Below are 803 nucleotides of genomic sequence, written 5' to 3'. Positions count from 1 at the left end.
TTGCTCAGAAGGGGCTCGCCCCTTCTGAGCAACGCAACCCCAACACCTCAAAGCCGAAAGGCTGAACCCCTCATGCCTCGCTTCCACCGGCCAGGATAATTGACGTCGACCGGCCAAAGTAATTGACGCCGGGCACGCGCACCATTCGCGAACGTGGTGCGCACTACGTGCTGTGTGTGAAAGACAACCACCGCAACCTGCACGATTCGATCATCTTCGCCAACCTCGACCCACGCGGCCCGCTGACACCGACTTCGACCCACGAGAGCACGAGCACCGGGCACGGCAGGATCGAAGTGCGTCGCTGCCGCGTCTACGATGCCGCCGATCGGCTTCACAACCCCGCCGCCTGGAAGGATGTCGCCAGCTTCGCCGTGATCGAACGCATCCGAACGGTGGGCGATCACACCAGCATCGAGCGCGTCTGCTACATCAGCAGCCTGCCCGCCGACGCCGAGCGGATCGCGCAGGCAGTCAGAAGCCACTGGAAGGTCGAGAAACGTCTGCACTGGTGTCTCGATGTTCAGTTCGGTGATGACTACGCCCGCGCTCGCTCCGGCCACGTCGCCCACAACCTCGCGCTGGTCCGCCACATGGCCCTCAACCTCATCCGACTCGACACCTCGATTAAGACCAGCATCAAGACCAAGCGACTGCTGGCCGCGACATCCGACGAGTTCCGCGCAGCACTGCTGGGCTTCGAAGCGCCTGACGAGGATGACGATGAATGATGAATGCGTAGCTGCGGGGTAAGCGCTCACCCAGCGGCGTCGTTGCTAAACAGCGCGCCTTGAGATATCCGA

At 62.4% G+C, this 803-nt stretch carries 1 pseudogene; it reads left to right on the top strand.

The features are described 5' to 3' along the window. Positions 1 to 137: 137 nt before the first annotated feature. Positions 138 to 731 (top strand): annotated as a pseudogene (locus ACUH78_RS19400) (ISAs1 family transposase); the annotation flags it as partial. Positions 732 to 803: the final 72 nt, after the last annotated feature.

Source organism: Thauera sp. ZXT1-4, assembly GCF_052598215.2.
This window is presented reverse-complemented; position numbering and strand designations above follow the sequence as displayed.